General features: G+C 30.3%; 29 protein-coding genes. 1 reads left to right on the top strand and 28 read right to left on the bottom strand.

All coding sequences use genetic code 11. The features are described from left to right. Positions 1 to 21 precede the first annotated feature (21 nt). Positions 22 to 2,301 carry a PAS domain S-box protein gene (locus tag CKL_RS06140; RefSeq protein ID WP_012101633.1) on the bottom strand — a complete coding sequence of 760 codons (2,280 nt, stop codon included), beginning with the start codon at positions 2,299 to 2,301 and terminating at the stop codon, positions 22 to 24. Between the two features lie 522 nt (positions 2,302 to 2,823). Here CKL_RS06140 and CKL_RS06135 point away from each other — a divergent pair. Beyond that, the gene (locus tag CKL_RS06135) at positions 2,824 to 3,975 is read left to right on the top strand and encodes a methyl-accepting chemotaxis protein (protein WP_012101632.1); all 1,152 of its coding nucleotides are present in this window, start codon (positions 2,824 to 2,826) and stop codon (positions 3,973 to 3,975) included. 260 nt (positions 3,976 to 4,235) lie between these two features. Here the strand turns inward: CKL_RS06135 and mntA are convergent, their stop codons facing one another. The 27 genes from mntA to spoIIIAB all read right to left on the bottom strand — a co-directional run bounded on the left by mntA (position 4,236) and on the right by spoIIIAB (position 26,587). Beyond that, positions 4,236 to 4,634, bottom strand: a complete 399-nt coding sequence (gene mntA, locus CKL_RS06130) for a type VII toxin-antitoxin system MntA family adenylyltransferase antitoxin (RefSeq protein WP_012101631.1) — start codon at positions 4,632 to 4,634, stop codon at positions 4,236 to 4,238. A 61-nt stretch (positions 4,635 to 4,695) separates the two neighbouring features. Next, positions 4,696 to 5,124: a type VII toxin-antitoxin system HepT family RNase toxin gene (hepT, locus tag CKL_RS06125; protein ID WP_012101630.1), complete on the bottom strand. Its 429-nt coding sequence runs from the start codon at positions 5,122 to 5,124 to the stop codon at positions 4,696 to 4,698. Between the two features lie 154 nt (positions 5,125 to 5,278). Beyond that, a complete protein-coding gene (locus CKL_RS06120) occupies positions 5,279 to 6,580 on the bottom strand; it encodes a pyrimidine-nucleoside phosphorylase (protein ID WP_012101629.1) in 1,302 nt (433 codons plus the stop codon). Between the two features lie 132 nt (positions 6,581 to 6,712). Next, positions 6,713 to 7,882, bottom strand: coding sequence for a phosphopentomutase (locus CKL_RS06115; RefSeq protein ID WP_012101628.1), 1,170 nt, complete (start codon positions 7,880 to 7,882; stop codon positions 6,713 to 6,715). Positions 7,883 to 7,932: 50 nt separating this feature from the next. Then, positions 7,933 to 8,811, bottom strand: coding sequence for a site-specific tyrosine recombinase XerD (xerD, locus tag CKL_RS06110; RefSeq protein WP_012101627.1), 879 nt, complete (start codon positions 8,809 to 8,811; stop codon positions 7,933 to 7,935). Between the two features lie 23 nt (positions 8,812 to 8,834). Continuing rightward, positions 8,835 to 9,065, bottom strand: coding sequence for a hypothetical protein (locus CKL_RS06105; protein ID WP_012101626.1), 231 nt, complete (start codon positions 9,063 to 9,065; stop codon positions 8,835 to 8,837). After that, entirely contained in the window at positions 9,062 to 9,712 is a 651-nt protein-coding gene (gene spoIIM / locus CKL_RS06100; RefSeq protein ID WP_012101625.1) for a stage II sporulation protein M, read from the bottom strand. The genes CKL_RS06105 and spoIIM overlap by 4 nt, the downstream gene beginning before the upstream one ends. A 120-nt stretch (positions 9,713 to 9,832) precedes the next feature. Continuing rightward, a complete protein-coding gene (locus tag CKL_RS06095) occupies positions 9,833 to 10,354 on the bottom strand; it encodes an NUDIX hydrolase (protein ID WP_012101624.1) in 522 nt (173 codons plus the stop codon). 209 nt (positions 10,355 to 10,563) lie between these two features. Beyond that, positions 10,564 to 11,379 (bottom strand): sporulation transcription factor Spo0A, encoded by an 816-nt coding sequence (gene spo0A, locus CKL_RS06090; RefSeq protein ID WP_012101623.1) that lies wholly within the window; start codon positions 11,377 to 11,379, stop codon positions 10,564 to 10,566. Positions 11,380 to 11,599: 220 nt separating this feature from the next. After that, on the bottom strand, positions 11,600 to 12,700 hold the full coding sequence (gene spoIVB / locus CKL_RS06085) for a SpoIVB peptidase (RefSeq protein WP_012101622.1): 1,101 nt from the start codon (positions 12,698 to 12,700) through the stop codon (positions 11,600 to 11,602). Between the two features lie 205 nt (positions 12,701 to 12,905). Next, complete coding sequence (gene recN / locus CKL_RS06080; RefSeq protein ID WP_012101621.1) at positions 12,906 to 14,603, bottom strand: DNA repair protein RecN; 1,698 nt, start codon at positions 14,601 to 14,603, stop codon at positions 12,906 to 12,908. Positions 14,604 to 14,614: 11 nt separating this feature from the next. Further along, positions 14,615 to 15,067 (bottom strand): arginine repressor, encoded by a 453-nt coding sequence (locus tag CKL_RS06075; protein ID WP_012101620.1) that lies wholly within the window; start codon positions 15,065 to 15,067, stop codon positions 14,615 to 14,617. Continuing rightward, a complete protein-coding gene (locus CKL_RS06070) occupies positions 15,064 to 15,915 on the bottom strand; it encodes an NAD(+)/NADH kinase (RefSeq protein ID WP_012101619.1) in 852 nt (283 codons plus the stop codon). Before CKL_RS06070 ends, CKL_RS06075 begins: the two co-directional genes overlap by 4 nt. After that, entirely contained in the window at positions 15,912 to 16,736 is an 825-nt protein-coding gene (locus CKL_RS06065) for a TlyA family RNA methyltransferase (RefSeq protein ID WP_012101618.1), read from the bottom strand. Before CKL_RS06065 ends, CKL_RS06070 begins: the two co-directional genes overlap by 4 nt. Before the next feature lie 20 nt (positions 16,737 to 16,756). Continuing rightward, positions 16,757 to 18,631: a 1-deoxy-D-xylulose-5-phosphate synthase gene (gene dxs / locus CKL_RS06060; RefSeq protein WP_012101616.1), complete on the bottom strand. Its 1,875-nt coding sequence runs from the start codon at positions 18,629 to 18,631 to the stop codon at positions 16,757 to 16,759. A gap of 62 nt (positions 18,632 to 18,693) precedes the next feature. Continuing rightward, positions 18,694 to 19,575 carry a polyprenyl synthetase family protein gene (locus CKL_RS06055; RefSeq protein ID WP_012101614.1) on the bottom strand — a complete coding sequence of 294 codons (882 nt, stop codon included), beginning with the start codon at positions 19,573 to 19,575 and terminating at the stop codon, positions 18,694 to 18,696. Positions 19,576 to 19,599: 24 nt separating this feature from the next. After that, complete coding sequence (locus tag CKL_RS06050) at positions 19,600 to 19,818, bottom strand: exodeoxyribonuclease VII small subunit (RefSeq protein ID WP_012101612.1); 219 nt, start codon at positions 19,816 to 19,818, stop codon at positions 19,600 to 19,602. Positions 19,819 to 19,833: 15 nt separating this feature from the next. Then, positions 19,834 to 21,036: an exodeoxyribonuclease VII large subunit gene (gene xseA / locus CKL_RS06045; RefSeq protein WP_012101611.1), complete on the bottom strand. Its 1,203-nt coding sequence runs from the start codon at positions 21,034 to 21,036 to the stop codon at positions 19,834 to 19,836. 20 nt (positions 21,037 to 21,056) lie between these two features. Then, positions 21,057 to 21,527 carry a transcription antitermination factor NusB gene (gene nusB, locus CKL_RS06040; protein WP_012101609.1) on the bottom strand — a complete coding sequence of 157 codons (471 nt, stop codon included), beginning with the start codon at positions 21,525 to 21,527 and terminating at the stop codon, positions 21,057 to 21,059. A 185-nt stretch (positions 21,528 to 21,712) separates the two neighbouring features. Continuing rightward, positions 21,713 to 22,111, bottom strand: coding sequence for an Asp23/Gls24 family envelope stress response protein (locus CKL_RS06035; protein WP_012101607.1), 399 nt, complete (start codon positions 22,109 to 22,111; stop codon positions 21,713 to 21,715). 164 nt (positions 22,112 to 22,275) lie between these two features. Next, positions 22,276 to 22,824 carry a SpoIIIAH-like family protein gene (locus tag CKL_RS06030; RefSeq protein ID WP_012101606.1) on the bottom strand — a complete coding sequence of 183 codons (549 nt, stop codon included), beginning with the start codon at positions 22,822 to 22,824 and terminating at the stop codon, positions 22,276 to 22,278. A gap of 95 nt (positions 22,825 to 22,919) precedes the next feature. Next, positions 22,920 to 23,567: a stage III sporulation protein AG gene (gene spoIIIAG, locus CKL_RS06025; protein WP_012101605.1), complete on the bottom strand. Its 648-nt coding sequence runs from the start codon at positions 23,565 to 23,567 to the stop codon at positions 22,920 to 22,922. A gap of 15 nt (positions 23,568 to 23,582) precedes the next feature. Continuing rightward, positions 23,583 to 24,179: a stage III sporulation protein AF gene (spoIIIAF, locus tag CKL_RS06020; protein ID WP_012101604.1), complete on the bottom strand. Its 597-nt coding sequence runs from the start codon at positions 24,177 to 24,179 to the stop codon at positions 23,583 to 23,585. A gap of 15 nt (positions 24,180 to 24,194) precedes the next feature. Then, positions 24,195 to 25,403, bottom strand: a complete 1,209-nt coding sequence (gene spoIIIAE / locus CKL_RS06015) for a stage III sporulation protein AE (RefSeq protein WP_012101603.1) — start codon at positions 25,401 to 25,403, stop codon at positions 24,195 to 24,197. A 9-nt stretch (positions 25,404 to 25,412) separates the two neighbouring features. Then, positions 25,413 to 25,796, bottom strand: a complete 384-nt coding sequence (gene spoIIIAD, locus CKL_RS06010) for a stage III sporulation protein AD (RefSeq protein ID WP_012101602.1) — start codon at positions 25,794 to 25,796, stop codon at positions 25,413 to 25,415. Positions 25,797 to 25,805: 9 nt separating this feature from the next. Next, on the bottom strand, positions 25,806 to 26,003 hold the full coding sequence (gene spoIIIAC, locus CKL_RS06005; protein ID WP_012101601.1) for a stage III sporulation protein AC: 198 nt from the start codon (positions 26,001 to 26,003) through the stop codon (positions 25,806 to 25,808). A 65-nt stretch (positions 26,004 to 26,068) separates the two neighbouring features. Further along, entirely contained in the window at positions 26,069 to 26,587 is a 519-nt protein-coding gene (gene spoIIIAB, locus CKL_RS06000) for a stage III sporulation protein SpoIIIAB (protein WP_012101600.1), read from the bottom strand. Position 26,588: the final 1 nt, after the last annotated feature.

Genomic DNA, 26,588 nt, shown 5'->3' with positions numbered 1-26,588 from the left:
ATATACACTTAAATTATATGCTTAACTACCAGTATCTTCTTCAACCAAAGGTCTATTTAATACCTTTTCTATAAATATCCTCACCAATCTTGGTTCAAAATAAGTTCCCGAATTTTTTTTCAATTCTTTTACCGCCATATTTTCTGTTAAAGTTTTTCCATTTCTTTTTTCATTAGTCATAATATCATAGGCATCTGCTATAGCTATAATCCTTGACTGAAGGGGTATTTCTTCTCCTTTAAGACATTTTGGATATCCGCTTCCATCCCACTTTTCATGATGTGCTAGTGTATATCTGGCTATTTGTGTCATATCACTTACTGTATTTAGTATTCTATACCCTACTTCCGAATGACGTTTCAATTGTTCTAATTCATGTGAGGCAAACCCCTCTAATTTATTAAGTATACTTTCATCCACAGCTATTTTTCCTATATCATGAAATAATCCTAAAGTTTTAAGTTCTTCAATTTCACTTTCTGGTAATCCCAAAGCTTTACCCATATTTTCACATAATTCAGAAACTTTCTGAGCATGCTGCTCTTCCCTTTCATTTCTCTCATAAAGAGCTTTGATAATGGAAGCTAGAGTTTTTTTCCTCATAATAGGACTTTCAAAAAGCTTTTTCTTATACATATTATCTTCTGATTTTTTTAAGACTTCTTCAATTTTTTGTTCATTACTTATTTTACATTCATATCCAAAAGATACATCTACATAAGCAGAATTTACCTTTTCTTTTAACAACATGCCTTTAATATCATTTATAATTTGTCTGGCTTTATGCAAATCTGTTTTAGGCATCAAAATCACAAACTCATCTCCACCTAATCTAGCAACAACACCTCCCTGTGGACATCCTTTCTCCATAGCTTCCGATACTTTTTTAAGAAGTTCATCCCCCACAGTATGTCCAAAAGAATCATTAATAAGTTTTAGGCCATTTACATCAGCCATAACAACAGTCAAAGGAAAATTATACTTTACATCCATACGTTTTAACTCTTCTTCAAAAAACCTTCTATTATATAAAGATGTCAATTGATCTCTATAACTTAAGTACTTCAGCCTCTGTTCCATTTTTTTTCTCTCAGTGATATCTCTACACAGACAATGAAAAACTTTTTTTCCATTAAGTAAAATAGCGGTTATCATAACTTCCACAGGTAATAGAGTACCATCAATTTTTTTATTCCACCATTCAAATTTAATTTTTCCCTTTTCAACAGCTTTTTTTAACATATCATCTTGTTTCTTTTTAGATATACTTCCGTCAGGTTGTTTTTCTGGTGAAATCTCATATGGACTTTTTCCGATTATTCCCATCTTAGAGGCATAACCCAATGCTTCTACGGCCGCTGTATTACAATCGATTATTTTACTATTTTCCACAATAATAACCGGATCCGATGAACTTTCAAAGAGTGTGCGAAAAGTATACTCACTTGCCTTTAATGCCCCCTCCGAGCATTTTTGTTCAGTTATATCCTTATATATTCCAAATACACCTATTTGCTTGTGTTCAAATAATATAGGATGGGCCAGTATATGCACATTAATTAAACTTTTATCTTTTCTCATCCTAAAGGTTTCGTATTCTACAATATTTCCGCTCATAATACTTTTAGAAATAGCAGTTGCCTCTTCAATTGCCTCTTTTTGAACAATCCTATCATTTATATAATAATTTTTAAGCTCTTCTTTGGTATATCCAAAGAGTTTTTCAAATGCAGGATTCACATCAATAATTCTATCTTCATTATCAAGCATACATATGGCCTCAGGAGAGTTTTCTAAAAGTTGGCTAAAATAAAGTCTCTGCAGCTGCAATTCCTGTTCTGACTTTTTTTTATAGGCAATATCCTTATACATGGCACATAATCCAACTTGATTTGTACCAAATATAAAAGGAAAAGCAATTACATTTACATCTACTAAGGAGCCATCCTTTCTTTTTCGTTTAGCTTCTGCATTAACAGTACCGCCATGCATGATTATGTTGGAAAACTGAAAAGCATCTTCTATATTAAAGTTTGCAATAACATCATTTGCAAATAAACCTTTTATTTCCTCCAATTTATATTGAAAAATTCTTTCAAAAGATTCATTAACGTTTACAATTCTATCTTCATTATCAAGTATAATAATCCCATCTTGAGAATTCCTAAATAATTCTTCAAAATACATTGTTTGTAATTTAAATTTCTTGTTAATTTCAACTAACTCTCTATCCTTTTTTATATTAATGTAATTAAATATAAAAAATATTGATATTATGGCTATAAATAACACAACATACATTATTGCAGCACCGTTGCCAAAATTTACAGAATTCTATAAAACTTAATTAATTTATAATCAATTAAGTTAACAATATAGATCAATTGCAATTAACAATATTGAAGTCCATATAAGTTCTTTATAGATTCTAATATATATTCCGCAACAATTAGTCTCCTCCTTTTACAGTTATTTTTTAACTTTCAACCACAAGTTCAATATTAAAATATCATTAAAAATATTTACTATTTAAAATTTTCTATAAAAAATATATTAATTTATTCTAATTTGTACCATACCGCATTATACTATAGTTCTATATTACATTATTAATTATATATTAAAATAACTAATTATTCTATATATTTTTAGTAATAATACAATATTTAGACAGGACTAATTATAAAACAGGATTGAAATATAAAAATTAAAATGGTAAAATATAAATACTATTATGAACTTTTCAAATATTTATGAAATTATGAAATTAATCATTAACCCCTATATTTAACTTATATTGATTTTAAGAAAGGAGTTATTATAATGATTTCTATAAATAAAATAGATTGTTTGAAAACCATAGCAGAATTGCATGTTGATATAATATCAGGAGGAGTTTTATATTTAATTATAGAAGGGGATACATTCATCTGGAGAAAGGCATCAAAAGATTTTGATTTAAATATATTTCATGTTGGAGAAAAATTGAATTCTAACAGTATAGCAGGCAGGGCAATAAAAGAAAATAGGACAATAATACAAAATGTTCCCCGCTCTCTTTACGGAATGAGGTTAACAACACTGGCTCAACCTTTAGTTAATGAAAAAAATCAACCTATAGGAGCATTCTCCATTGTATTTCCAAGATTACATCCTGTAGCAAAATCATTTACTGATTTTGCACCAATCTTAGCTGAAATGTATCCAGAGGGTGCTTTTATTTATATGACAGATTTAGAGAAGATTGCTTATAGACAGTCTTCAAAAAAATTTGATATACCTCATCTCCAAATAGGATATGATTTAAATGAAGATAATACTGCCGCCAAAGCTATAAAAACGAAAAAACAAATTTCACTGGAGCGGGACAGCACAGCACATGGAGTACCCACCCTTACAACATGTTATCCATTATTCGATGAAGATAATTCACAGGAAGTCGTAGCTACTTTGGGTATAATAATACCTAAGGTAACTGCTAGTAATCTCCGGAATATGTCATCAGGCCTCGAACACAATCTTGCGGGAATAGCTTCCGTAATTTCACAATTGGCAGCATCTGCATCCGCCATACATACAAATGAAAAAGAGCTCAATGAAGATATTAATGAGATAATAAAACTATCAGAAGAAATCAATGAAGTGTCATCTTTTATTAGTAAGATTGGCAATCAAACCAACATGCTTGGATTAAACGCTTCCATTGAAGCAGCCCGGGCCGGAGAGTTAGGAAAAGGATTTGGTGTTGTTGCACAGGAAATTAGAAAGCTGTCTGAACAATCCAGGGGCACAGTTCCAAAAATTAAAGAATTAACTGACTCTATCAAGGAAAAAGTAAATAAGACCTGTGAAAAAAGCCAAAATTCACTAGTTTCAATTCAGGAACAAGCTGCTGCTTCAGAAGAGATTACAGCCAGCATAGAAGAAATATCTTCTATGTCTGAAGAGTTAAACAAAATTGCACATACTTTATAAATATACAATGGTGGCCTTGTGAGAATCCTTAATACTCAAATTCTCAAAGGTCAACTTTATCTCTACAGAAAAAATAAATTATTACCAATAAAACTCTTAATCCCATACTTTCTGCAACACAATACCTCATAATACTATGATTCTAGCAGAAAAAAACAGCACACCTTACATACTAATCCTAAAAGTGTGCTGCCTTACTCAATATACCAATTCCTTCATATGCAATTTTATGTTCAATATATAACTTACCCTTTTATAAATCAAAAACTACCAAAGTAATCTTTATCAAACTGATCTAAATAATACTTGTTATGCTGGTAACTATTTATTACGTATTCTATATAGTCACATACCCTAATATAATCTGCTTCATATAAAGTTCTACCTTCATTTATGGTTTTAAATTGAAGAGTGATAGGTGCTTTTCTTAAGTTTATAGTGTCAATGTTATCTATTTTAAGTATTTCTGTAATATCGCAAGCATATTTAATTTCTTCTAAATCATTTATGTCTTTATTATAAAGTATTGCAAAATCAATATCACTTTCTTCTCTTTGATATTCAGTTCCATAAGACCCTACTATCCATACTCCTAGGATATCAGGCTGTCTACTAAAATATTTTTTTAAACTTTCTATTTCATTTTCTATGTTCAGCACAGTATCACCTCCAATTCCATACTTACATCTGAAATTTTCTATAATAAAATTAATAATTTACTTATAGATTAATATTTTTAATTATAGTTTGAATAAAAGCTTCGAAATCTTCTAAATTATTTTGAGTTATTTCATAAATCATTTCATCATTAACATCAGAATACATATGAACAATTCTATTTCTAAATTTGGCCATAGCAAAATAAATATTCACATACTTTCTATCTATAATGCTTTCTTTTGCAAGTATTTCAAAACTTTCCTTATTAGTCTTCGGTTTTCCCATTCGGTTTCTAGCTATTATATGATTACTTATATCTAGCATAGCTTCAATTGTCACCTGTAATAAATACTTAGCACTGTCCACATTTCTAAAATCTTCTATAAATATATCTTTAGAAATCTTTTGCAATTTCTTTAATTTATTCAGGTTACTTTGCATAAATATTATTTTTTGCTTTATCTTAGGTAAATCAATATTATTAACCATAAATTCACCACTTTTCTATACTAACCTTATATCTTATTATATCAATCCTTTTCGTTATTTTATATATTATAACTTATTTTTACCTTTTTATCAAAAATAAAGCACTAACATCACACTTGTAATGATAGCGCTCATATAACAATTTGAAGATTCCTTACTCTATAACATCGTAAATATACTGAATTTCAGGAGGTTTTGTAGTCCCTATAGAAAAAGCATTTAAAGCTATTTCTTCCGCTTCCATACAATTATCCATATTGCTGTGTAAAATACAGAGCGTATCCCCTATGGAAACCTTATCTCCTACTTTCTTAACCATTGTAATTCCGGCAGATAAATCAATTATATCCTCTTTTGTCTTTCTTCCAGCACCAAGCAACATTGCAGATCGTCCTATGGATTCAGCCTGAATTTTGTATACATAGCCATTTTTATGAGCTTTTATATCTATATGATTTTGTGCCTGTGGAAACAACTTGGGATTATCAATTACCTGGGGGTTTCCTCTTTGTATCTTTACCAATTCCCTGAATTTTTCTATTGCCCTGCCTGATTTGATCAATTCCTCTAAAGCCTTATATGCGGTATTTACATCTTGAAATACCCCGCCTAATACAGCCATGTAAGAAGCTATAGTAAGTGCCACTAAAGTTTCGTCTTCTGCCCCCTTACCTTTTAATACTTCTATTGCTTCTTTAACCTCATTTGCATTTCCCACTTCATGTCCTAAAGGCTGATTCATATCCGTAACCAATGCTATAGTTTTTTTATTGAGAGATTTACCTATTGAAACCATAGTTCTCGCCAAATCTTTGGCTTCACCCAAAGACTTCATAAATGCACCAGAGCCTACCTTTACATCTAAAACTATTGCATCTGCCCCTAAAGCTATTTTTTTACTCATAATTGAGCTTGCAATTAAAGGAATGCTTTCCACTGTAGAAGTAACATCTCTTAATGCATAAATCTTCTTATCTGCAGGAGTTAAATTTGACGACTGACCTGCAATAGCCATTTTATATGTATTTACATTGCTTATAAAATCTTTTTTACTCAACCGGGTGTTAAAACCCTCTATGGCTTCCAACTTATCTATGGTGCCCCCTGTATGGCCTAATCCTCTGCCACTCATTTTAGCCACAGGTACACCTAATGCAGCTACTAAAGGCACAACAATTAAACTAATTTTGTCCCCTACACCTCCGGATGAATGTTTATCCACTTTTATACCTTTAATATCTGATAAATCTAATTTATCTCCAGAATTAACAAAAGATAAGGTTAAATTTGCAGTCTCCTCTTCAGTCATTCCCTTAAAACAAACTGCCATAAGAAAAGCTGCCATCTGATAATCAGGTATTTGTCCTTTTACATATTCCTGCACCATTTCATCTATTTCTTCTGACGTTAAACTTCTGCCAGATTTTTTCTTCTGAATTATATATTTCATATCCATACTAAATTTCTCCCTTAAGATATTATCCAGGCGCATAGAAGTGTTTATCTCCCTCTTTGAAGAATATAGGAATATTAGCTACTTACCACATTGGAATAAACAAATACTTGAAAGATTTTTATGTCCTTTTAGTTATTTGTTTATTAAATCTTTAAAACCAATTCCCTGAAGATTATTTTTTATATCTAAAAGTTCCAATATAGTTTTGCCTATATCAGAATAACTTTTCCTTATACCTATGTCTACACCCGCCTTTAAATTTTTTCCGTACACTAAAACAGGTATATATTCTCTGGAGTGGTCTGTACTTTTTGTAGTTGGATCACACCCGTGATCTGCAGTTATTATAAGCACATCCTCTTCATTCATATTAGAAATTATTTCAGGAATCCTCTTATCTGCCTCTACAAGAGCTTTAGCATATCCTTCTGTATCATTTCTATGTCCATACAGCATATCAAAATCAACTAAATTTGCAAATATAAGTCCCGATTTATTTTTTTTCATATAACCCAAGGTTTTGTCTATACCATCCATATTATTTTTTATATGAACTGCCTCTGTTATTCCTCTTTTATTGTATATATCCTCTATTTTGCCTACTGCCATTACATCTAATCCAACTTCTTTTATATAGTCCAGCATGGTTTTTCCCGGAGGATCAAGTGCAAAATCTTTTCTATTTGAGGTTCTTACATACTTTCCCTTGTCATAAATAAAAGGTCTTGCAATTACCCTTCCTACGGTTCTATCTCCTAGAAGCATTTCTCTGGCTATCTTGCACATTTTATATAATTCCTCCACTGGAATTATTTTTTCATGGGCAGCCACTTGAAATACACTATCTGCAGAAGTATATACTATAGGGTATCCTGTATCTACATGTTCTTTTCCCAACTCATTTATTATTTCCGTACCCGATGCCACTTTATTCCCAAGGACTTTTCTACCGATTTTAACTTGAAATTCTTCTATTATATCTTCAGGAAATCCCTGGGGATAAGTATTTAAAGGAGTTTTTAAAACAATCCCTGCCATTTCCCAGTGTCCCGTTACAGTATCTTTTCCCTTGGATAATTCAGCACACTTTCCAAAACTTCCTATAGGTTTTTCACATCTTCTTAAATTTTCAACTCCCTGTATATTTCCAATCCCTAGTTTGTATAAAGTTGGAATTTCAAGTCCTCCTGCAGCTTTTGATATATTTCCCAAAGTATTGCTTCCTACATCTCCATATTCTTTTGCATCTGGTAATTCTCCTATACCTACACTGTCAAATACTATTAAAATTACTCTCTCCATATAAACTCATCCTCTCTTCACTATACAAAACTATTTAAAACATATGTTAATTATGCCCGTGGATGAGATTTTTTATATACTTCTGCAATTTTATTCTTCTTTAGTACTGCAGAATATATCTGGGTAGCGGATAAATCTTTATGTCCCAAAAGTTCCTGTACAGATTTAATATCTGCACCATTTTGAAGCAAATGTACTGCAAAAGAATGTCTTAAAGTAAAGGCATTTATATCCTTGTCTATTTTAGATTCCTTTGCATAGTATTTTACAATTTTCCAAAATCCCTGGCGACTCATGGCTGCACCTCTTAAATTCAAAAACAAAGTATCCAAATTGTATATATTCAATTGAGGTCTTATATCTAAATAATTTTTTAAATATTGTACTGCCACAGAACCTATAGGTACCAGTCTTTCCTTGTTCTTAAGACTTTTACACCGTATATATGAAAATTTTAAATCTATATCATATATGGTTAAAGTTAAAAGTTCCATCACTTTCATTCCTGCAGCGTACATTATTTCAAGCATAGCTTTATCCCTTATTCCTTTATAAGTAGTAGAATCTGGAGAATCAAGAAGCTTGTCTACCTCATCTACAGTTAGAACTTTGGGTATATTATGCTTTACTTTAGGGATTTCATAGTACAAAAGAGGATTTTCGTTTATTACTCCCTTAACCATTAGATATTTATAGAAATTTCTAAGAGAAACTATATTTCTAACTATGGATGAAATTGCCTTGCCTTCTTTTTGAAGATACTGTACATATGCCATTATAGACACTACTTCCACTTCTTTTAAGTTTCCTTCTCTCTTCTTTATAAAATTATAGAATCTATTTATATCCCTAATATATGCATCTAATGTATTTTTACTCATGTGTTTTTTTTCCAGTTGTTCTGCATAGCCCAGTAAAAAGCTTTCCAAAATTATCACCTACTCTTCGGGAGTTAAAATTTTATAAATTCATTAAAAACAGTAATATAATTGTATATTATATCTATATTTTTGCTAAATATATTGTACACAAATATACTATTATCATAGGAATGAGACTTAACTACGAGGTTATATATTACTAAGTCTATAAATTTAGGTAAAAACATTCCAAAAAATACTAATATGAAAAAGCACTTCAATACTTCTATAATAAAATTTGATTTTTGTTCATCTAAAATCATAATAATATCCTCATATAACTTGCTACAATAAATTTAATCATATTAGGAGTCAGATAAGATTCCATAAAAAAACCTATAAACATTATAATACACACAAGCAGAAAAGACATAGAATAAGATGTAAATCTCACCAGGATGTGGGATTTCCATGGAACTCTTGCTCTATCTTTAAAAAGCATAAGTGAAAATTCCATAGCAAGCACAGAAGAAAATATTATACATGGTATGTATATTATATTTTGTGGTAACACTCCAAGAAATGAAAACCACATTCCTTTAATCCCCATACTGCTTATTACAAAACTCATAGTAAATCCTATGGTAAATCCTTTAATTATATCTATTATAAGTATTACAGGTATTCCTATCATTGTAAGTCCCAAAAACCATACCATTAAAATTATGGGAATATTATTTTTTAAAGTTTCTAAAAATATAGATTTATAATTTACACTTCCTGAATCTACTACTTTAGTGAAATTCTTGAGATAGCTTAAAAGATCACTTTTTTCAAATCCGCCCATATATCTAACACTATATATTCCAATAACTATTCCGGTGAAAAAGCATACTAAACTTATAATATACAGCCAAAAGTTATTTTTAATATGTCTATTTATTAAATTTAGTGCTTTATTTTCTAACATAATCTCATCCCCCTTTTGTTAATCATCTTCTTTTAATTAATTTATGATTTACAAAAGAGTTATATGACTTTATATTAGTTGCACAAAAATAAACAACACTTATTATCCGTTAAAAATACATTATATCATCATAAGAGCACAAATAGTTTTTGCATCTATTATTTTTCCTTCTTTTATCATTTCCTTGACTCTATCTATTTTAATCTCTTTAACATTTATAAATTCATCTTCGTCTCCTAAGTCGTCTCTTCCCTTATACAATTCTTCTGCCTTATAAATAAATATATATTCATCGCAAAATCCAGGACTTGTAACTATTCTTCCTAAATATTTAAGTTCTTTGGCCCTATAACCTATCTCCTCTTCCAATTCTCTTTTAGCACATTCAAGCACATCTTCATTTTTTTCAATCTTGCCTGCAGGTATTTCAAGTAAGACCCCTTCTATAGGTTTTCTGAATTGTTCCACCATAAATAAAGTTTCACTGTCTTTATAAGCAATTATTGCAACTCCACCTGCATGATTTATTATTTCCCTTTTACTTGTTTTTCCGTTTGGTAATTCAACTGTATGAACATTTAAATCAATGATCTTTCCATTAAATATTGTTTCTTTACTTATGGTCTTCTCAAAAAAACTCATAGTTAAACACCTCTACCTTTATTAGATTGTTAAATCAGTCTCTTTTAGAACCTATATCTCAAATTATCTATTTAAACCTATTCATTGTAATCAATTTTATACTTCAACATTATTCTTGTCAATTAAATGCTTATTATACTTATTAGACTTTTATATCTCAAAAAATCTTCCATTCATATCCAGCAAATAAACGGAAGATCCTAAATGATTTAACTGACTCTATTTTTTAATCTTAGTTTATCAGCAACCATAGCTATAAACTCACTATTTGTTGGCTTGCCTTTATCATTATGTATTGTATATCCAAATATTTTATTTATAGTTTCTACCTGTCCCCTTGACCAAGCTACTTCAATTGCATGTCTTATTGCCCTTTCAACTCTGCTGGCAGTAGTATTATATTTTTTTGCTATGGATGGATATAGTTCTTTTGTAACTGCAGATAATAATTCCATATTATTTACTACCATGGTTATTGCTTCTCTTAAATACATATATCCTTTTATATGTGCAGGTACACCTATCTCATGTATTATATTTGTTATTTCCTGTTCCAAATCAGTAGGATTATCTCTTTGGAACCTTACTTCTCCTGCATCTATAAAAGATACAGTTTTCTTTATATCTTCTCCGCTGCTTATAACGCTATTAAACATCTGTCTAATTCTCTGAGTAAATACATCCATATCAAAAGGCTTTACTACATAATAGTCTGCACCGAGTGTTATAGCCCTTTGGGTTATCTTGTCCTGTCCCACTGCAGATAGAACTATTATCCGAGGCATTGGCTCCATATTCATGTTATTTAATTCTTCTAATACTCCAAGTCCGTCAAGATGAGGCATTATTATATCTAATACTACTAAATCCGGTCTTTTTTCTTCAATTAGCTTAAGGGCTTCTACCCCATCTTTTGCAATACCTGTAACCATTATATCTCTTTGATTTAAAAGATAATCATTTAAAATATTACAAAATTCTTTGTTATCATCTGCAATAACTACACTTATTTTTGATTCTTCCATATTTACCACTCCCCTTTTTAATAAATTCCCATATGTTAACAAATTAATAAATTCGACACAGGAATTTTATTTCCTTCTTTTTTATATAAAAAAATTTTTTATATATTTATCTTAATGATATAAATGTAAAAGATAGCATTTAAAATGCTATCTTTTACAATATTATTTTACCATATTTTCTATATTTACTCAAATCCTTTATAATTTTTATCTACTTTTTTTATTTTGACAATATATTTGTATCTTTTAGCATCCAGTCTATATAAATTCCATACCCTACATCAGGTTTATTTATAAGCACATGGGTTACTGCCCCCACTAACTTATCATTTTGAATTATGGGACTTCCACTCATACCTTGAACTATTCCTCCTGTTTTATTTAATAATCTATTATCTGTGACTTTTATAACCATACTTTTAGGTCCTGGTAAGTCCTGTGACAGCAATTTTTCTATCTCTATATTGTAAAACTCAGGATTATCCCCATCTACGGTAGTTAAGATTTTGGCGGGACCTTCTTTAATTTCATTTCTAAGACCGATTTTAATACAATTAGTTCCTCTTTTAAGCTTATTGTTTCCCCTGCCAAATACCCCGCATTCCGTATTTTTCTCTATATTTCCAAGCTTAGCTTCTTCATTGACAAATATACCTTTTAACTCCCCGGGATTTCCCTTGGCACCCTTTTTAACCGATACAATAGAAGATTCTACTATTTCTCCTGAATTTATATTCAATCTTGTGCCTGTATCTATATCTATTATGGGATGGCCTAATGCAGCAAACATACCGCTCTTTTCATCATAAAAGGTTAGAGTTCCTATTCCAGCAGTAGAATCTCTTATCCACAACCCTATTTTATAATTATTATCATCTATACCACTAACAGCTTTTACTACCTTTTCTATATTATTTCCATCTCTTTCTATTACTATTTTAATATCTTTACCTTTTGTCTTATTTATTTCAGCTTGAGTCTGTTCAGAATTTTTTACCACAGTATCATTTATTTTAATTATATTATCTCCTATTTGTATTCCAGCTGATGCAGCTGGACTTGAAACCTTACCTTTTGAAGTCTCTACATCACAAAAAGCCACTACCAGGACTCCTTTAGTATTTAACTTTACCCCGATAGGCTGACCACCTAAATATACAGTAACATCACTAGCTGCCACTGTATTAAATGTAGATTTCATTTTATTATTTTGAAACCAATGAATATTTTTATATATATTTTCTTTATAATAGGCAACTGATATTACAAACAGGATAGGAATTAACATCCAATACAGAATATTTCTAAATTTTTTTGCCATGGTTTTGCCTCCTGTCTTATACTGCTTCTTTAGCTTTAAGTTGCCCTTTTAAATATGTTATTATGCTATCATATAGTTTCATTTAGAGTTAATGTATTGTTTTAGAATATAAATTTTATACAAAAAGTTAAAAGTCACCTCTTGAAGTACTCATAAAAATAATTTATCATTTTATATACTTTAGAGATAACTTATAAAATTAATACTATTTAATTTTATCCTTTTTCAAATCCGCCATATTAATAAGTTCTCTTGCATGTTCTAAAGTAATTTTTGTAACTTCACTGCCTCCTATCATTCTGGCTATTTCACATTCCTTTTCCCTTTTATCCATTTTTTTAACTTTAGTGTAGGTCATATTATCAATTACCTGTTTTGAAACCCAATAGTGAATATCTGACATACATGCAATTTGGGGAAGATGAGTAACACAAAATACCTGATGCTTTTTAGATATTGCATACATTTTTTCTGCTACACACTGTGCTATTCTCCCACTTATGCCCGTATCTATTTCGTCAAATATAACGGAGGGAATAAAATCCTTATCTATAAACACTGTTTTTAATGCCAGCATTATTCTAGAGAGTTCTCCTCCCGATACAATTTTTTCCAGGGGCTTTAATGGTTCTCCAGGATTTGTAGCTATATAAAATTTTACATCATCCATGCCTTTTGAAGTAAATTTATTTTCCAATTTAACTTGTATTTTAAATTTACTTTTCTCAAGTCCTACAAAATCCAATTCATTTTTAATATTTTTTTCTAAATTCTCTGCTAATTTACTTCTTATTTCATGGATTTCTTTAGCTTTTAATTTAAGTAACTCTTCTAATTTTATTTTTTCCAAATTTAATTTTTCTATAACCTGAGACATATTTTTCATTTCTTCATATTCAACTTTTATTTTATCTCTGTAATGTAGTATATTCTCTATATTACTCCCATATTTATTTTTTAAATTATTAATATCATTTATTCTGTTATTTATGTACTCCAGTTCATTTACATCATAGTGAAAATTATCTTTAATACTCCTTAAATCCTCTATATTTCCCTCTACATCATAATATATACTTTCAAAGGAATTATGTATATTGTCAATTTCAGGCATAATATTTTTTATGGAATTCAATTGTTTTATAATTACTCCTAAACTATCATATACGGAAATTTGTCCCTCTTTTCCACTGTATAATTTTATATAACAGTCATTGATAACAGAATTTATTTTTTCCCGATTTGAGAAAATTTTGAATTTTTCATTTAATTTTTCTTCTTCTCCTTCTACTAAATTTGCAGAATCTATTTCATCTATCTGATATTTTAGAAAGTCTATGATTTTTTCTCTATCCCCCTCTTTTCCCGATATTTCATATATTTTTCTTTTAACATCATTTAAACTTTCATATTTTTCTCTATAATCCTTTAATGGGCTATGAAGAACACTTTCTCCATAATAGTCCAAATAATTTATGTGATTTTCTTCTGCCAACAAATTCTGGCTATCATGTTGTCCATGTATATCCAGTAATGTACTGCTTATTTTTCTTAAATTAGATATTAAAACAGACTTTCCATTTACCTTTGCAATAGTTCTTCCAGATTGAAATGATTCCCTGCTGATTATAACCATGTTCTCTTCTCCAGAAATATCTTCTTCATTCAATATTTCAAAAGTTTTAGGATTTTCTATAGTGAAAACAGCTTCCACAAAAGTTTTATTTTTGCCTGTTCTTATTAAATCTTTGTTAAATTTACTCCCCATGACATAATTTATGGCATCGATAAGTATTGATTTGCCTGCTCCAGTTTCTCCAGAAAGTATATTAAAGCCTGATTCAAAAGATATAATTAATTTTTCTATAAGGGCAAAATTGTTTATATTTAATTGAAGCAGCATAGTATATCCTCCTATTGTGAAATCATTTTTTTCATCTTTTGAGTTATACCGTGAGCTTTCTCTCTGTCCCTAGCCATTACAAATATAGTATTATCTCCAGCTATAGTTCCTGCTATACCTATAAAACCTAGAGAATCTATAGCTTCCGCTGCTGCAGAGGCAGAGCCTGAAATAGTCTTTATAACCACAAAATTATCTATATTTTCAACGCTTACTACAGTTTGAGAAAATATATTTACAAGCTTATTAGATAAAAAACTTTCCGTGCGAGATATAGTTGCATACTTATATCTCCCATTATCTGATAATACCTTTATAAGTTTCAACTCTTTTATGTCTCTAGAAACAGTAGCTTGAGTTACATTCATGCCGCTATTTTTAAGTTTTTCTGCTAATTCCTCCTGAGTTTCAATATTATTTGAATTAATAATCTCCAGTATTTTAGCGTGTCTAGTTACCTTCATAATATTCCACCTTCACATCCTTTTGCATTAAAAATAATTTTTTCTCTAAGTGTATTAAAATAGGCATCATCAAACTTGATGAGTCTTCTCTTGTTTTTGGATTTATTTATTTTTATGGTTTGAGAGCCATTCACCGCTACCCATTTTTGGCCATCAATAGATAAAAATGAATCTTCATAATTCTTTTCTATCGATATACTTATAAGAGATCTACTGTCTAATACGATACTTCTAGATGCAAAAAATTGGGAATACATAGGTGTTAAGCATAATACATCTAAGAGTGGGTGTATTATAGGACCCCCTGCCGATAAATTATATGCTGTAGACCCTGTAGAAGTACAGATAATAATACCATCTCCACTAAAACTATTATAAAAAGCATCATTTATATACACATCATATCTTTGTATTCTTGACTTAATTCCCCTATATAATACCACATCATTTAATCCATCGTACCTTTTTATTTTATTACCTTCATTGTAGGTGCACTGAATCATATCCCTCTTTTCAATTGTATATTCCCCTCTAAAAAGTTTCTCTAATGCAGCTTCCACACTGTTTATTTCCACCTGTGCCAAAAAACCTAAGTGACCTATATTAATTCCAAGTATAGGAGTCTTTGATCTAAGTACATTTCTAGAAGTGTTTAATATAGTTCCATCTCCTCCAAGTACTATAATTACATCCAGACTGCTGCTTTCATTTTCATCAAGCCCCATACAATTTTCATATGTCTTTATATTTACACTTTTATCTATATTTTTTATACTTTCTATTATAAAATTGAGCATTTCTTTATTTGGATCTTTTGTTGTATTAACGTTAATTCCTATATTCTTCATAGTTCCTCTCCATTCAGTTCCCCATGTGATGTTCTTACTATAGTATTTATATCCTCTTCTTCAAACGATTCATTTATTTTTTTTTCCTTGGTAAAATATATTAAATATTCTATATTTCCTTCGGGTCCCTTTATAGGTGAATAATCAAGAGAAATTATTTTTAAATTATTTTCTTTTAAAAAAGTTACAATTGCTTTAATAACTTCTATATGGGTAGATTGTTCTCTAACTACTCCTTTCTTCCCCACTTTTTCCCTTCCTGCTTCAAACTGGGGTTTTATAAGAGCTACTATACTTCCATTTTCCTTTAATAAGTTTATAACTGCAGGTAAAACTTTTTTAAGCGATATAAAGGAAACATCTATACTTGCAAAATCACAATATTCCCCTATATCTTTAAAAGTAACATACCTTATATTCGTCCTTTCCATACATACTACTCTCTCATCTGTTCTAAGCTTCCACGCAAACTGACCATATCCTACATCTATGGAAAATACTTTTTTAGCTCCCTTCTGGAGCATGCAGTCCGTAAATCCTCCAGTAGATGCTCCTATATCCAGACACACCTTGTTTTTTAAAATTATATTGAATTTTTTTAAGGCCTTTTGTAATTTTAACCCTCCTCGGCTCACAAAAGGAAGCTTTTCTCCTCTGAATTCTATATTAGAACTCCTTTTTATATTTTGTCCACACTTATCTACTCTCCGTCCATCTACAAATATTTCTCCTGCCATAATACTGGCTCTTGCCCTCTCTCGTGAGGAAAAAATACCTTTATCTACTAAAAGTACATCTATTCTTTCCTTTGGCTCTGACATAACAAACTCCTTTGTCACTTCTAAAATATACCACTTAATTTCACTACTTTGAGTACTTTATCTACAATACTTCCTGTATCAAGTCCATATAATTTGTACAGAATACTTGGTTTCCCATGCCTTACAAACTCATCTTTAAATCCTAGATTTATTACATCTACTTTTCTATGTAATGTATTTACATATTCCAATATATAGGATCCAAGACCACCTCTTATTATATTATCTTCAATAGTTATAATAGTCACATCTTCTTCTATTAGTTTCTTAAGCATTACCTTATCTAAAGGCTTAATAAAACAGGCACTTATAACTCTTACTAAAATTCCCATTTGCTCAAGTTTTTCTGCTGCCAAAACTGCATGTTCCACCATTCTTCCCTGGGCTACTAATGCTATTTTCCCTTTATTTAAAATATATTCCCATCTGCCAAATTCAAAATCTTCTAAAGGCGTAAGGTATACATTATCCCCTCCCCGAGGATACCTTATAGCTATAGGGCAATTTTGATTTAATGCCCACTTTAGCATATGCGTGAGTTCAGCCATACATTTAGGTGACATAACAGTCATATTAGGCATTTCAGTTAAATAGGACAAATCAAATATACCCTGATGAGTTTCTCCATCATCTCCCACAATTCCTGCCCTGTCTACAGCAAAAACCACCGGCAGCTTTTGAATACATATATCATGAAGAAGCTGATCATAACTTCTCTGAAGAAAAGTAGAATAAACTGCAAATACAGGTTTTAATCCTTCCACTGCCATTCCTCCTGCTAAAGTCACAGCATGTTGTTCTGCAATTCCCACATCAAAAAATCTTTCTGGAAATTCTTTTGCAAAATTTTGAAGTCCAGTGCCATCCCTCATGGCAGCAGTTATAACTACTATTTTTTTATCTTCTCTTGCTAAGTTTACCATTTCATCTCCAAAGACCTTGGAATATGTATTGGTGGAGGTAGCTGCTATCTCTCCATTATTACAATTGAAAGGCCCTATTCCATGAAATTTGCCTGGATTTTTCTCTGCGAATTCATAACCCTTACCCTTTTTAGTTATTACATGGATAATAACTGGATTATTTACTTTTTTTGCAGCAGTCATAACTTCCGTAAGGTCCTTTATATTATGTCCATCTATGGGACCTAAATACTTTATTCCTATATCCTCAAAGAACATTCCCGATACTACCATTTTTTTTATTCCATTTTTTAATCTTTCGAGATATTTAGCCATACCTTTCCCTATATTAGGTATTTTTTTTAATGTACTTTCCACTTCTTCTTTAAATTTATTATACTTAGGATCTACTCTTAATTTATTTAAATATCTGGATACTCCTCCTACATTTTTCCCTATGGACATTTGATTGTCATTTAGTATTATTATAAGTTTTGTCTTTCTGTAGCCTACGTCATTTAATGCCTCCAGTGCCATTCCTCCTGTTAATGCTCCATCTCCTATAACTGCCACCACATTATGTTTTTCTCCCTTTAAATCTCTAGCTCTGGCCATACCCAGTGCTGCAGATATGGAAGTACTGCTGTGTCCGGTTTCAAAGAAATCATACACACTTTCACATTTTTTAGGGAAACCGCTTATCCCTCCAAATTGTCTTAAGGTATGAAATTTATCTTTTCTGCCTGTAAGAAGCTTATGCACATAAGCTTGATGTCCTACATCCCATATAAGTTTATCATGATTTAAATCGAAAATACTAAATAAACTTAATGTAAGTTCTACAACTCCCAAATTGGAGGCTAAATGTCCTCCCGTTTTAGACACATTTTCAATTAAAAATTCTCTAATTTCTAAAGCCAGCTGTTTTTTCTCGTCTAAAGACATCTTTTTTATGTCATTTACATCTTTATAATTATCTAATAAATTAAACATTTTACCTATCCTCTTTTACACAATAATAATAGAAATTGAATACTCTACTGTGTCATAATACTTTATTTTTTTCTGTTTAATAAAAGCAGGGTTAACTCTTTTAAATAAGAGGTATCTCCTTCTATTTCATTTAAAATCTCCATACACTCTTTCGTAATTTCGCTGCACATTCTGTCACATCTATCCAATCCATAAACAGTTACAAAGGTAGTCTTATCATTATTCAAGTCGCTTTTTGTCTTTTTTCCCAAAACAGCATCATCACCTAATACGTCCAATATATCATCCTTTATTTGAAATGCCAATCCTAACTTTTCACCATAACATTTTAATTTGTCTATTTCTTCCTCTCCAGTGGATGCATATACTGCAGCAGAAACTATTGAAGCTTTTATTATTGCTCCTGTTTTTCTACTATGCATATAATAAAGCTTATCTACAGATATTTTTACATTTTCGCTTAAAATATCTACTGTCTGCCCTCCTATCATTCCTTCTGCCCCTGCACTTTCAGAAATAATGCTACACGCCCTTATGGCATTTTCCCCTTTCCCTATGCAGTGCCTAAACATAATGCTCATGGCTTCATTTAAGAGAGCATCTCCCCCAAGTATTGCAATAGCTTCTCCAAATATTTTGTGATTTGTAGGTTTTCCCCTTCTTAAATCATCATTATCCATAGCAGGCAGGTCATCGTGAATCAAAGAATAAGTATGTATCATTTCTATAGCCGCTGCAATATCCATAACTTTACTATAATCTTTATTATACATTCTATAAGTTAGAAGAAACAACATAGGTCTTATTCTCTTGCCTCCCGCATTTAAACTATACTCCATGGAATCATATATTTTTCTATTATAGGTTCCTCTATCTTTCATATATTCCCTCAAATATATATCTAGTTCCTCCTTTAGAGATTTAAATACCCTTTTAATTTCCATAGTATACTTCTCCATTCCATAATTTTAAGATTCAATATCAAAATCCCTTTCTCCCTCTTCAGTAAGAACTTTTATTTTCTCTTCAGCTTCATTTAAAATCTTATATAACTTATTGCAGAGTTTTACCCCTTCCTCATAACTTTTTAAACTATTTTCCAAAGACAACTCACTACTATCCATAGATGCTACTATATTTTCCAGTTTTAACATTATGCTTTTATAAGTTTCCGTTTTCCTAGGCATAAATCCACAATCACCTCACTTTTTGTAATGGATAAGCTCAACTTTGGAAGTTCCATCTTTCATGATAATATCAACTTTATATTTTTTATTTAGTTCTTCTATAGAAGATATAACATTTTTCTGTTCATCTTCTATTATACAATATCCTTTATTTAAAATATTCAATGGATTATGGGCAGAAAGAAGTGCATTTATTTTTCCTAGTTTTTCTTTTTTTCCATTAATGATTACTTTTATTTTGAAGTTTAAGGATTCTTTGATTTTGTCTATATTTTCATATTCATTTGCTATGTAAGTTAAAGGATTATTCACCTCTAAAGTTTTCTTTACAAAAGCCAGTCTATTCTTTTTATCATTTACTGTATTTTTAACACTATTATAAAGCTTATTTTTATAATTTAATATTTTCTGCACATATTCTTCCAGACTAAAAACTCCAATTTCAGCAGCAGCAGAAGGGGTAGGTGCCCTCATGTCAGATACAAAATCCACTATAGTATAGTCAATTTCATGTCCCACTCCTGTTATTATAGGTTTTTTAGAACTATACACAGCTTCTGCCAATTTTTCATCGTTAAAGCACCAAAGCTCCTCTATAGAACCTCCTCCTCTTGCTATGATTATAAGTTCTACATCTTCCATGGAATTGAAGGTTTCAATCCCCTTTATAATATTATCACTAGCACCTGTTCCCTGTACTAGTGAAGGATAAATTAAAAGTTCTATCTTTTTATTTCTTCTTCTAGTTACATTTATTATATCTTTAACTGCTGCTCCTGTGGGTGATGTAATTACTCCTATTTTTTTAGCATAGAGGGGTATCTTTTTCTTATGTGAAATATCAAATAACCCCTTTTTTTCTAATTCTATCTTTAGTTTTTCAAAAGCCAGATATAATTCTCCCATTCCATCCGGCTTCATTTCACTGCAATAAAGTTGATACACCCCTTCTTTCTCGTAGAGGGATATTCTTCCTTTAACTATAACTTTCATACCATCTCCCGGCATAAAATTCAACTTTTCCACTGAACTTTTAAACATGATACAATTTATTTTACTAAACTTATCTTTTAAAGAAAAATACATATGTCCACTGCTGTGAAACTTAAAATTCGAAACTTCTCCTTTAACAGAACAATTACCAAGTATAAAATCATTATCCAGAGTTTTCTTTATGTAACGGTTAATATCAGACACTGTTAACGTTTTAATATACATACCTTACCTCTTATATCTTATCACTTTTTTATTTTTTCATCTTTTATCATGTTTCCAAGTACTCCATTTATAAATGAGGCAGATTTTTCAGATGAATATTTTTTAGCCAATTCTATGGCTTCATTTATAGATACCTTTTCAGGTATGTCATCTTCGTGTAAAAATTCATATGTACAAATTTTTAGAATTGCAGAATCTACTTTAGATAATCTATTCAATTTCCAATTCCTCAAATATTTTTCAATCTCAATATTTAGCATATCTTCATTTTTTTCTATTCCCCTTAGCACTCTTACTACATAATCTATATCTATATTTTTCAAATCGCCCATATTTTCTCCATAAATCTGTGATATACTATTTTTTTGACTTCCCTGCTCCATTTCAATATTTTCTTTTAAATTTGATATAATAACATCAGCCTTTTCTTTATTTATAGCCATTTGAAATAATAATTTCATAGTCAATTCTCTAGTCTTTTTTCTATTCATCTTTTCCTCCCGCCTGGATATATACTCTTTTAAAAATAATTATTGTCATTTCAGATATAATTATACTTAAACTAATATACTAGTTCAAGTATATCTATATGCAAATATATATTTATACACAATCTAAGTATTTTAATACATGCATTAAATATAAACACCCTCTTAATATAGAGGGTGTTAGTATTTTACTCTTCCATAATATCAATATTATCATTTTCTTCTGCCTTAGAAATCATAACATTTTGCACATGTATATTTACAGCTGAAACTTCCAATCCCGTTATAGATTCCACTGCCCTTTTTACATTTTGTTGAACCTTTAATGCCACATCAGGAATTCTTACTCCATACTCTACTACCACAAACAAATCTATAGCTGCATTATTTTCTCCTACACTTACTTTGACGCCCTTTGACAAATTCTTTTTACCTGTTAGTATTTGGGTAATCCCCCCTACAAGACTGGCACTCATTCCGACTATTCCATTTATCTCCGTAGTAGCAAGACCTGCAATTACACCTACAACTTCATCAGATATCTTTACAATACCCATGTTAATTTCATTATTCATATTTTCTTCCATAACTGCACCTCCTAGATTTCACATCATGGAAAGATTAACATTAGATACATTATATCAAATGAATTTTTTTTTTACAATTAATTTAACTATTTTTAACTTATTATTATCTTCACATATGTTATATCCATTATGTAATTATCCTTACTGCATTTAATCTTGAAAATTTAGCTTTCCTTCACTTCAATCTCCACATCCTGCAATTTAGAAATACTCATAACTACATCTTTTATTTCCCGTGTATTCTTATCTGTTAATTTTTCTTTATTTTTAACTATTATTCTAACCTTATCATTTTCTATAGAACATATGGCATCCTCATATCCTTTACTCTTTAAAGTGTTTTCTATCTTCATTTCATAATTTGCATTCATAGCCAGGGCAGTATATTTTTTTTCAGCATCTGTACGATTATCCTGGGATACATTTTGATCATCTATAAAATTTTTTAAGGTTTGAAGAGTCTCTGCATTTTTTTGATCTCTTGTAAGTCTTGTTTCTTCAAAAAACTGGGACTTACTGTCTTTAGACTGTGTAGTATCGGACTCTGTACTTTTACTTTTAGTGCTGTTGGATGATACTGTACTATTACTAGTTCCATTATTATCTAAACCATTCACATAATTTATAGGACTATTGAGTTTTGTGGCAACTACTCCTACACAAACTATTAACGCCAAAAGAGTCACAATTATAACTGCCTGTTTTTTATTCATTTTAATTCCCCCTCTATATAAGACATCTTTAATTTGTTATTTATTCTAAGATGCCTAACTCTAAAAAATTATATGCTTAAAAGTAGACTTATATACTACTTTTTCATAGGATATACATTCACCTTATCTTCAGATAATCCAAATAAATCAGTTATAGCCTTTGATATCCTAAGTTCAGTTACTTTATTCTCAGCTCCTTCAGCTACCACACACACACCTAATATTTTAGGATTATATGTTTTTACTATAAGTGGTTCTGATTTGCTTCCATCGTTTGTGATAACCACTGTGCTTCCATTATTTTTTTGAGTGGTATTTCTCGTTCCTCCTTCATTATCCTTCTCTTCTGTGGTATTAGTTGTATCATTTACATTTACTGCTGGTACATGTTCCTCTCCACTTTCAAAACTAATCATCACTTCTACTTTTCCTACCCCTTCTATCTGTTCTAAAGTATTCTTTAAATTTTTTTGTATGGATTCTTCATAATCATGGGAGCTATTTTCATCTGTGGAGGTGGATTCTTCAGTGGTATCCTTTTTAGTCTCATCTGTACTACTATTTTTATTACTATTTAAATTATTATATGTATTTTCACTGTAACCACTAAAAAAATTTATAGTTATAATTATGAGCAACCCTATTAGAAATACTATAGCCAAATTCATAATATTTTTTTTATCATTAGAATTTTTTTTATTACCTTTTTTAAGAAGTTCGCTAAGCCATTTTTTAAAATCCAAAATTACCCCTCCTCATCAAGAATTTACATGTATCACATCTTCCGATACATTTAATTCTTTGCTTAAGTAGTTCTTTATCTTATTACACTGCTCATTACTTTCTTCATTAAAATTACTCACAGAAGTAGTTTTACCACTCACATCTACTTTTTTCACTTTTTCAACACTGCCTTTTTGAATTTCTACATTCACATTTTTTACATATACAATATTACTTTCCTCATCGTAATCAGCTTTTATTGTTACTTTATAATTTCCATCTGGATATTTTTCCTTTAAGTTTTTTTCACAGCTTAACTTGAGATTACTTTCAAAGGCTTCTATGGTATCTGCTTTACTTTTCTCCTTATATTCATTAAAATCTTTTAAAGATTTTTCACTTTTAGTATTCTCTTCAAAGCTCTCTATAGCTTTTGCCGTATAGCTGTTTATATCAAAATCCTTATTAAATATCTTTATCAGTGGATTAATGAATACTGTAATCAATATAAGCCCCAATACAAATTTACAATATTTTTTCATGCTATTATCTGGTAAAAGCATTTCTATGGCAGTAATGAAAAATACGGCTGTACATATGCCTACTAGCCACTGTCTCAGGGATTCAATCATAACATTTCACCCCTTTCATATCATAACTCTTCCTGCTGAAGCTACAATTGATATCATTATAAAGAACATTATAGACACACATATTAGACAAGACATTATAAGTATAAGAGAATCTCCTGCAGAATTTATGCAGTTCACCAATCTTCCATCACTTATGGGCTCTATAAGGGCTGCTGTTAATTTATACAAAATTATCATAATTATTAATTTAATTATAGGAAATAAAATCATCGCTACAATTACTATAAGCCCTAAACTGCTCAATGCATTTTTTAATAATACGGAATATCCAGCTACAGTAGCTATAGCATCTGACAGGCTCTTTCCTACTATAGGTACAAAATTATCCACTGCAAATTTGGCTGTTTTTGCTGTAACCTGATCAATAGTTTTTGAAGTAATTCCCCTTATAGTTATTATCCCTATAAATATAGTCATTATAATCCCCTGGGTCCATAATGCCCCTTGATTTAAAAGCTTGGTCAGTTTGTCTATCTTATACTCGGAAGACAAGTTATTTACAAATTGAAGTACAAAAGACATGGATATTACAGGAATTATAACATACATAAATAAATTTGCACTTATAGTTATAGCTCCTATTATAATTGGATCCATAACTGCGGCTTCTACAAAACCTCCCACAGAAGCTACCAAGGTTATAAGCACAGGTATTAAGGCTACCATAAAACTTGTCATTTGGTTTATAGCTGATTTGGCTATATCCACTCCTATATAAAAACTCTTTGACATTATTATTATTATAAGTGAGTAACATGCAAAATATGCTATATTAGATAATTGTTCACTGCTAAAGGCTCTTTGTAAATTGGTAAGAAGAGTGCATATAATTGAGATTATTACTAAAAGTACTAATAACTTTAAAGACGCTTTTAACTCTCTTACTCCATAGGACATTACTGCACTTAAAATTTTTTTAAATGATATGCCTCCCTCTCCACTTTTTAAAAAATTTTTTACGTAGGTTTTCACATCTATGTCATTTAATAACTCATTATCTGTCTTCATATTTGTTATATAATCATAGAATTGATTTATCTGTTCCTGATCACTTTTATCTTCTTCATTTTTTACAGTATTTTGTTGAATATTTTCCACATTTATTTTACTTTGTGTATTTGTTTCTGCAGTGTTTGTATCAAAAGCTTGTACATTAAAACATATTAATAAAACTATAGTTAGTATCAATATACTATTTTTCATAATTAACACCTACATAATCTTTAAAATTGACTGTAATACAGCCATAAGTATAGGAATTGCAAGTACTAAAATTAAAATTTTACCTGCAAATTCAACTTTTGCACCTAAATTCCCCTGTCCTGCATCTTTGCATATCTCACTGCAAAAAGAAGCTAAATATGCAATAGCAAGTATTTTAAATACAGTGGTTAAATAAATAAAATTTATATTTGCCTTAGCCGCTAATTGCTGTATAAATTGCAGTATGGCCGTTATCTTGGTTATCATAAACAAAAATATCATAACCCCAGAAACTATACTTATATAAACTGCTATATCATCTCTTTTATCTTTAAACAGCAATACTATAAATAATGCAACAAATGCAAATGCTACTACTTTAATTATCTCCATGGCGCTCTCCTAAAGTTGAAACATAGTTCTAACTGTATTGAATAATTTATTTACCAAATCTATTACCATCATAAGTACAATTAAAATTCCCGCCAAGTTGGTTACCACTGCATAATCCCCCTTGCCGCTGGCTTCTAAAACTTTATTTATAAGGATAACAATTATGCCTACCCCTGCTATCTTAAAAATTAAACTTATGTCCATCATTTGATTATCTCCCCTTTTCCTTCCCATTAACCATTCAGAAACCATAAAAAGCATACGCAAATTACTTAAATTAAAATTATTACTATTACGGCTCCTAATGAAAAACCCAAACTCCTGCACATTTTTAAATTCTTATTCATTAAAATTTGAGAAGTTTCTATTTGTTCTTTTATATTTTCCAGAGTTAGTAAAAACATCTTCTTCTGTCCCTCTATATCTGATTCCCCAAGAGTTCTAGATAAATCTAACAAGGCAGCTGTATCTTCTTTTTTTAAATTCAAAGTATTTTCCTTAGCCTTTAATGTATGGCTGAAAGCCTCATACACACTATCAACAGAATTTTTTTCTAACATTTGAGAAATATCTTTAAATATATCCTTAATAGGACTTACACTTTTACATGCAGTATTTGAAATAGCTTCTGGCAGAGGTGTATGAGTGTATATTATTTCATTTTGAAGCTGATACATACACCTTTGTATTTCTTTTAGCTGTTTTACTCTCTTTTTAAAGCCTTCCCCATATATAACACCTATTCCTGTAGATGCAGCTAATATCATCATACATCCTAAAAATTTCACCATT

The sequence above is a fragment of the Clostridium kluyveri DSM 555 genome (genome assembly GCF_000016505.1).
Lineage (GTDB): Bacteria > Bacillota > Clostridia > Clostridiales > Clostridiaceae > Clostridium_B > Clostridium_B kluyveri.
The sequence above is the reverse complement of the archived record's forward strand: the minus strand, read 5'-3'. Positions and strand labels throughout refer to the sequence as shown.